The following is a 7,772-nucleotide window of genomic DNA, read 5'->3' on the forward strand; positions in this document are numbered from 1 at the left end:
AATGTGTAGATTGTTATTTTTACTGCCTATTGTATACTGCTGACTAAATCTTAAATTCAGCATTTAAAGTATTTCTTTTTAGAATATGTCAAATTTTACAAAAAATCCCCCATTTTTCACCGCTTGCATCATCAGTTTTCTCTTTGGCACAATCGGCACACTCGCCTTTTCGCCTTTTGATTATTGGATTATTGCCTTTGTTTCCGCCTTTGGCTTAATCTGGTCAGCCACTTTATCACAACGTAAAACCGCATTGTGGGCAACTTTTGCCTGGTCGATTGGTTATTTTGGCATTGGTGTAAATTGGATTCACGTCAGTATGATTCAATTTGGTGGTGTGCCTGTCGTGATTAGCCATCTTGCAGTTCTGCTGCTTGCTTGCTACCTCGCACTCTACAATCTGCTCTTTACTTGGGGTGTGCATAAATTTAAGCTGAAAAATCCGTTTGTGCTTGCAAGCCTTTTCACTGGAACGGAATATCTCCGTGGCATCGTTCTTACTGGTTTCCCTTGGCTTCAGCTCGGTTATAGTCAAGTTGATAGCCCTTTTGCCCATATCGCCCCGATTTTTGGCGTAGAAGGTGTTACTTTCTTCATTATTGTGATTGCTACTTATCTTATTCAATTGATTTTGCAAGAAAATCGAAAAATTAAACCGCTTGCGACTTTTACGTTGCTCATAGCGGTCGGCTTTGCCACACGTTTTGCCAATTTCTGGCAAATTGATGCTGAAAAACAACCGCTTACCGTGAGCCTTGTACAAGGCAATATTGAACAAAAAATGAAATGGGATCCTGCTCATTTCGACTATTCGGTGCAAACCTATGTGGATCTTATTCGTCCATTGCTTGGAAAAAGCGAGGTGATTATTCTGCCTGAATCGGCAATTCCTGCATTGGAAAATCAGATTTCCCCATTGCTTAGCTCAATGCAAAATGTGTCTGCGGAAAGCCAAAGCGACATTATTATCGGCACGCTTTATCAAGATAATCAAAATCAACTCTTTAACAGCGCGTTATTACTGAATGAACAACCTTATGATGCGGAACAAGCACCTCGCTATAAAAAGCATCATCTCGTACCTTTTGGCGAATACGTGCCTTTTGGCTCAGTGTTAGATTGGATGCGTAAGGTCTTTATTCTGCCAATCAATTTATCGCAAGGGGAATTTGTTCAGCCTGCATTACAGACGAAAAATACCCGTTTTAATTTAGCGATTTGCTATGAGATTATTTTTGGCGATCAAGTGCAACAAAACCAAAAAAACCACAATAGCGATTATCTCTTAACTATTACTAATGATGCATGGTTTGGAACTTCTATTGGCCCTTGGCAACATTTCCAAATGGCAAGAATGCGAGCTTTAGAACTTGGCAAGCCACTTCTTCGCTCTGCCAATACGGGAATTACTGCAATAGTGGATGCAAACGGCAAAGTGGCTCATCAATTGCCACAATTTGAGAAAGGTGTGCTTACCGCTCAGGTTTCTCCCGTAATAAGCAAAACGCCATTTAGTTTATGGGGCAATACGGTACTTTATAGCTTGAGTGCCTTGATTGTGGCGTTGGCAGTAATAAGACGTAAATAGCTATTTTTTCATAGAATTTATAAAATCTATGAACTAAGCTACTCTCCGTATATCAAATTTATGTTATGATCGGCGACTCATTTGATAGGTAATGATAGATATGAATAAACGTTTAACAGCTATTTTATTGATAGTTGCTGCCTCGTTACTTGGCTGGAATGGTTGGCAATCGTCCCCAAATAATAGTCTAGCACAATTAGTTAAAAAAGATGGTATGCCTGATTACACGGGTGCAAAAATGTCTACTTCTGTGTTTGATTTGCAAGGTAAGCCAGAATATTATGTCGAGGCTGATGAGATTAAACGTTATGAAAATAGTGAAAAAACCGAATTTACAAACCCGTTAGTTAATTTATTTGATAAATTGACCGCTTTAAAGCAGTGGAAATTGAGTGCAGATCATGCAGAAATCAATGCAGAGAGAATTTTAACTCTTTCAGGTAATGTAACATTGCAAGCACTTGAGCCAACTTCAAAATTACAACGTATTGAAACGGATCATCTTTCAGTTAATTTAATTACGCAAGATGTGTTTACTGACAGTGAAGTTAAATCACAGGGCTTAGGTTTTACCACCAGCGGTATAGGGTTGAAAGGAAATTTAAAACAGCAAGTGGCAACCTTGCTAAAAGATGTGAAAAGCTATATTGAGCCGACAGTCATTAAAGCGGCAAATGAGCAAGAGAAGGAAAAACAATGAAATTTGCAATAAAAACAACAATTTTAATCGCTTTATTAGGCGTGAGTTTGTCGGCTCAAGCATTAAAAAATGATACTGGCCAGCCAATTAACATTGATTCAGGCAGTCAATCATTAGATATGAATACAAACACGGTCGTTTTTGATGATGGTGTCACTATTACACAAGGTTCAATTATCGTGAAAGCGAATAAAGTGACAATCGTTCGTCAAGAAGGTAAAAAAGAAACATTAGATGCGGTAGGGTCGCCTGTTACTTTCCAGCAAACTCTTGATGATGGTAAACCTGTAAATGGGAAAGGTTCAAGCGTAAAATATGATTTGAACAGCGAATTTTTAACTTTAACGGGTGATGCGGAATTGAAGCAATTAGATAGCTTTATTAAGGCGCCGTTAATCACTTATGATGTAAAAAAACAGCAGCTTAAAGCAACAAGCGGTGGAAAAACACGCGTGAAAACGGTACTTATTCCCAATCAGTTAAATCAGAATAAAAAATAGGAAAGTTATGGCAACGCTCTATGCAGAACATTTAGCGAAAAGCTATAAAAATCGCAAAGTGGTGAAAGACGTGAGTTTTCACGTGAAAACGGGCGAAATTGTGGGGTTACTTGGTCCAAATGGGGCGGGTAAAACAACGTCATTCTATATGGTTGTAGGCTTGGTTCGTCATGATAATGGCACGATTCGTATTGATAACGAAGATATTAGCACCCTACCTATGCACGATCGTGCGAAACAAGGGATTGGTTATCTTCCGCAAGAGGCCTCCATTTTCCGCCGTTTAAGTGTGTATGATAACTTAATGTCAGTGTTACAAGTACGTAAAGATCTAAATGATAAACAACGCTGCGAATGTGTGGATGAGTTAATTTCAGAATTCCATATTGAACATATCCGCAACAGTCTTGGGCAAGCTCTCTCAGGAGGCGAACGTCGTCGCGTTGAGATCGCTCGTGCGCTGGCAGCTAATCCAAAATTTATCTTGTTGGATGAACCTTTCGCAGGGGTGGATCCCATCTCTGTGATTGATATAAAAAAAATTATCGTTAATCTAAAAGAACGTGGGTTAGGGGTGTTGATTACTGACCACAATGTGCGTGAAACACTTGATGTATGTGAGCGTGCTTATATTGTTGGTAGTGGTGAGATGATTGCGACAGGCACACCAAGCCAAGTGCTTGAAAACCCGAAAGTAAAAGAAGTCTACTTAGGTGATCAGTTTAAACTTTAATCCTTCCAATAACGAATGCCATTGAATTTCAATGGCACTTTTATTATGCAATTAACAGAATTTTTAACCCCAGATCATATTTATTATGATGTAGTCGTTTCAAGTAAAAAACGCTTATTAGAGTTAGTGGGCAAAACAGTCGCCGAATCTATCCAGTTAGAATACTGTCTTAATACAAAAGAGATGTGTCCTGTGATCTGTTTTGAAAATTTGTTCAAACGTGAAAAATTAGGCTGCACTAGCATCGGTAATGGTATTGCATTACCACACGCAAAACTACCATCTGATTGTGCTGAACTTAATCGACCCATTGCTCTCTTTTTTAAATTAGAACAACCGATTGATTATGAAGCTAGTGATAATAAAGAGGTTGATTTGGTTTATGCAATGATGTTCCCTGAAGGCTGTTGTGAAAAATACAAAGGCTGTTTACAGCAAATTGCCCAAAAACTTAGCGATAAAGCATTAGCCAAACAGCTCAGAGCAACACAATCGGCAGATGAAATCTGGCAGATTTTGGCATATATTGATAGACAATCAGAAACAGAAGAGTAGTTGATGAGGCTATTATGGAACTTATCATTATTAGTGGGCGTTCAGGCTCGGGTAAATCGGTTGCATTACGTGCATTAGAAGATGTTGGATATTACTGCGTGGATAACATTCCGCTTCCGTTAATCCCTCAATTAGCAGAATATCTTTCGAAGTCAAAAGAATCAGCGGTCGTTAGTCTTGATGTCCGAAATTTGCCCGAAGATGCAAAAGTTTTAGATGAACTATTTGCCCAGCTTTCACCTTATCACGTGAAATTGTTATTTTTAGATTGCGAACGGAGCACGCTTATTCGCCGTTACAGTGATTCTCGCCGATTACATCCGCTTTCTGGCCAAGATTTATCGCTCGAAAGTGCGATTGATTTGGAAGAACGCTTACTTGAACCATTGCTTCAACAAGCCAATTACATTATTGATACCTCCCACCTCTCTTCACACGAACTGGCAGAAAATTTAAGAATACTGTTACAAGGGCATCAAGAGAAAGAGCTAAATATCGTGTTTGAATCTTTCGGCTTTAAATATGGCTTGCCAGCTGATGCTGACTATGTGTTTGATGTGCGTTTCTTGCCTAACCCGCATTGGAATCCAGAGTTGCGTCCAATGACAGGACTAGAGCAACCTGTAATTGATTTTTTAGAGCGACAAACAGAAGTGCACCAATTTATCTATCATACACGTAACTATTTAGAAATGTGGTTGCCTCAGCTTGAAAAAAACAACCGAAGCTATTTAACTATTGCAATTGGTTGTACGGGAGGCAAACACCGTTCTGTTTTTGTGACAGAACAGCTCGCCAAATATTTCCAAGTAAAAGGCAAAAAAGTGCAAATTCGTCATCGTAGTTTAGAAAAACATCACACAAAAGCGTAAATTTACATAAATATACAAGGCATTACGGAACATTTGTTTTGAAAGTTGGTCTATACATCGTACAATATACTAACCTCTCTATTGAGAGAGATTTATTTTACATAAAGGGAACTTAAATGACTAAATTTACTAAAATCAGTGCAACAGCATTATTTGCATTATTTTTAACCGCTTGTGATAAACCAGCAGATAAAGCTGCTGAAGCACCAAAAGCAGAAGCAACACCAGCAGCACAAACTCAAGCACCTGCTCAAGCTGAAACCACAACACCAGCGGCACAAGCTCAATCACCTGCTCAAACTGAAACCGCAAAACCAGCTGTGCAATTAAGTGCAGAAGAGTTAGCTCAAGGTAAAACAGATTTACAAAAAATCTTAGATTGGAATAAAGCACAAGAGCAAGCAGCAAATGCAGCTCAACAAAAACTTCAAGCTGAGTTAGCAACGAATGATCCTAAAAAAGTAGAAGCTGCATTAGTTGAATTCACAAAAGCTGTAGACGAAACAGTAAAAACTTTAGATGTCGTAGAAGTCAAAAGCCCCTTAGTTGCTGCATTTAAAGCAAAAACAAAAGAAGTTTTAACTTTATCCAGTTCAATCGTAGCAGATTCTGTAAAAGTGATGGCTCAGCCAACACCTGAATCACAAAATGCATTAGCAGAGAAAACACAGCAACTTATCCAAGAAGGCAATGTGTTACAACAATTACAAGCTGAATTACAACAAACTTTCGGCGAATAATTTTAGATTCAAACAATAATAACAATGGCTAGTGTTTCGCTAGCCATTTTTTTGAGGTTAAGATGACTAAATTAAAAACATTAAGTGCGATTGCATTATTATCTGCACTTTTAACCGCTTGTGATAAAGTAGATGAAAAAGTTTCAGCTACTCAAGCAGAAACAACGCCCGCACAAACAGAAAATGTCATTGAAAAAGTTGGTGCAAAAACAGAAACGGCAGAGACTGGTATGCAAGATTACAAACTTTTCAGGGCGTGGCAAAAAGAGCAGGAGCAAGCTATAGAGAAAGCAATTGCTGCCGAAGTTGAAACATTAGGCGATAAAGCTAAAGATGAAAAACTTATTCGTGAAACGATGAATAAAGCCTTATCCACACAGGCTGAATTAATTAAACAAAGTGCCGCCACATTACTGATTACAGATGAAGAGGTGAAATTGTTAAAAGATAAATCATTAGAAGCATTAGCGTTAGGTGTGCAGTTAATGATTGAAAGCGAGAAAATGGCAGAGCAGCCGACGGAAGAAGCGCATAAAGCTTTTAATGAATTGCAGCTAAAATTAGATCAAATTGCTCAAGAAGGTAAAGCGATTGAAGCTGAATTAGTGAAAAAATATGAAATTACTTCAGAGAAAGCACAGGAAAGCACTAAATAATTGGTAATTAGAAAAAAAGGGAAATCATTATGATTTCCCTTTTTAATGTTTATTACCTAGAATTTGCAAATTAGAAACGAATTTCAACCGCTCCTGCAAAGTTACGACCAGGTGCGTAGAAACGTTGTAAACCTTTACCTTCAGGATCTATCGCATCAGTGGTGCTGAATTGGTTAATACCTCGCAACACATCCCAAGTGTGGTATTTGCGATTAAGAATATTGTAGATCCCTGCACGCAAAATAACGTGTTTATTCACTTTGTAGAAACCATAAATATCAAATAATGTAGCAGAACTATTTAAATACGGATAGGTTTTAATCTCTTTTCTAAGCGATGAGTAATCAACAATCTGAGCATCTTTGGCTTTTTTCGCACCTAAATAGGTCGCTCTTGCATTTAAGCCCCAACGGTCTTCAGGATCTTCATAACCAAAACCTAAAATCACTTTAATCGGTTGAATAGAAAGCATACTACTTTCTGTACCCGTTAATTTCCCTTTTGAATAACCTAAATTAGCTAAGAATTTCCATCCTTCAGGAATAAAGCCCATCACTTGATCTAAATTGGTCTTACTCGCGAATTCCACACCTGAAACTGTAGCCTTATCAATATTCACCGCTTGTTGAGCAATTGTTGTATAGAAAAGCGGACCACTTCGGTCATCAGTAAAATAGTAAGGATTAATTTTCTCAAATATAGATTCCTGCTCGGTTAAGAAATTTTTATAACGGCTATGGTAGATATTCGCATTTAAAGTCGCAAGGTTACTTTCTGCTTGAGCATAAATCGAATTATTTAATGCCTGTTCGGCTTTTAATTTCGGATTCGGAAACCAGTTGCCTTGAGGGTGCTCAAAAGAGAAATACATCTCGGAGGCAGTTGGGACACGATAACCTGTCGAAATATTATAACCTAATTTCCAGACATCATTTACTTGAGCACCTAGTCCTGCAGAACCACTTACACTTTGGAACGTATTAGAAGCAGGTTTTACCGAGCAAGCTCGGCAAGCTGCTTTTAGATCTTGGGGTACTAGTTGCTCCCAGTCATAACGCACACCTAACTGGCTAGATAAAATATCATTCCAAGTGACATTATCTTGTAGTTGTGCCATAAAAGAGCGTGTTCTTACTGGGTGCTGGATACTTTCTTCAATTCGTTCTCCGGTATAAAAAGCTTTGTTATTTTCATTTTCAAAATCTTTTTGTGAAACTGAAGTTCTCACTGTGAATTGGTGTGTGCCCCATAAAATTTCCCAAGGCATAGAATCAGCACGTAACGAAGCTCGTTTGAACTTGTTTTTCATATTCGTGGTTTGAATTTCATCTGCGTTTCTTTCAGGTTTCAATGGTTTTGGCCAATAAGGTACAGAGAAATCATATTGCTGATTCCCTTTCGTATTTTCAGAACCAATGTCGGTTTGTT

At 38.3% G+C, this 7,772-nt stretch carries 9 protein-coding genes; 8 read left to right on the forward strand and 1 reads right to left on the reverse strand.

The annotated features are described in order from the left end of the window. Nucleotides 1-85: 85 nt before the first annotated feature. The 8 genes from lnt (at nucleotide 86) to KH943_RS01850 (ending at nucleotide 6,344) form a co-directional block, all read left to right on the forward strand. Nucleotides 86-1,588: an apolipoprotein N-acyltransferase gene (gene lnt / locus KH943_RS01815; protein WP_304106761.1), complete on the forward strand. Its 1,503-nt coding sequence runs from the start codon at nucleotides 86-88 to the stop codon at nucleotides 1,586-1,588. 100 nt (nucleotides 1,589-1,688) lie between these two features. After that, nucleotides 1,689-2,288 carry an LPS export ABC transporter periplasmic protein LptC gene (lptC, locus tag KH943_RS01820; protein WP_304106765.1) on the forward strand — a complete coding sequence of 200 codons (600 nt, stop codon included), beginning with the start codon at nucleotides 1,689-1,691 and terminating at the stop codon, nucleotides 2,286-2,288. Further along, a complete protein-coding gene (gene lptA, locus KH943_RS01825) occupies nucleotides 2,285-2,788 on the forward strand; it encodes a lipopolysaccharide transport periplasmic protein LptA (protein WP_304106767.1) in 504 nt (167 codons plus the stop codon). The genes lptC and lptA overlap by 4 nt, the downstream gene beginning before the upstream one ends. Nucleotides 2,789-2,795: 7 nt before the next feature. Beyond that, a complete protein-coding gene (gene lptB, locus KH943_RS01830; protein ID WP_304106770.1) occupies nucleotides 2,796-3,521 on the forward strand; it encodes an LPS export ABC transporter ATP-binding protein in 726 nt (241 codons plus the stop codon). 45 nt (nucleotides 3,522-3,566) lie between these two features. Next, the gene (locus KH943_RS01835; protein WP_304106773.1) at nucleotides 3,567-4,076 is read left to right on the forward strand and encodes a PTS sugar transporter subunit IIA; all 510 of its coding nucleotides are present in this window, start codon (nucleotides 3,567-3,569) and stop codon (nucleotides 4,074-4,076) included. Between the two features lie 14 nt (nucleotides 4,077-4,090). Beyond that, nucleotides 4,091-4,948 (forward strand): RNase adapter RapZ, encoded by an 858-nt coding sequence (rapZ, locus tag KH943_RS01840; protein WP_304106776.1) that lies wholly within the window; start codon nucleotides 4,091-4,093, stop codon nucleotides 4,946-4,948. A gap of 116 nt (nucleotides 4,949-5,064) precedes the next feature. Further along, complete coding sequence (locus KH943_RS01845) at nucleotides 5,065-5,688, forward strand: lipoprotein HlpB (protein WP_304106779.1); 624 nt, start codon at nucleotides 5,065-5,067, stop codon at nucleotides 5,686-5,688. Nucleotides 5,689-5,750: 62 nt separating this feature from the next. After that, nucleotides 5,751-6,344: a lipoprotein Hlp gene (locus KH943_RS01850; RefSeq protein WP_304106782.1), complete on the forward strand. Its 594-nt coding sequence runs from the start codon at nucleotides 5,751-5,753 to the stop codon at nucleotides 6,342-6,344. Nucleotides 6,345-6,414: 70 nt separating this feature from the next. Here the strand turns inward: KH943_RS01850 and KH943_RS01855 are convergent. After that, nucleotides 6,415-7,772: TonB-dependent receptor domain-containing protein (locus KH943_RS01855; protein ID WP_304106784.1), on the reverse strand; the 1,358-nt coding region annotated here is incomplete at its 5' end.

It is taken from the genome of Haemophilus parahaemolyticus (assembly GCF_018373095.1).
GTDB lineage: Bacteria > Pseudomonadota > Gammaproteobacteria > Enterobacterales > Pasteurellaceae > Haemophilus_A > Haemophilus_A parahaemolyticus_A.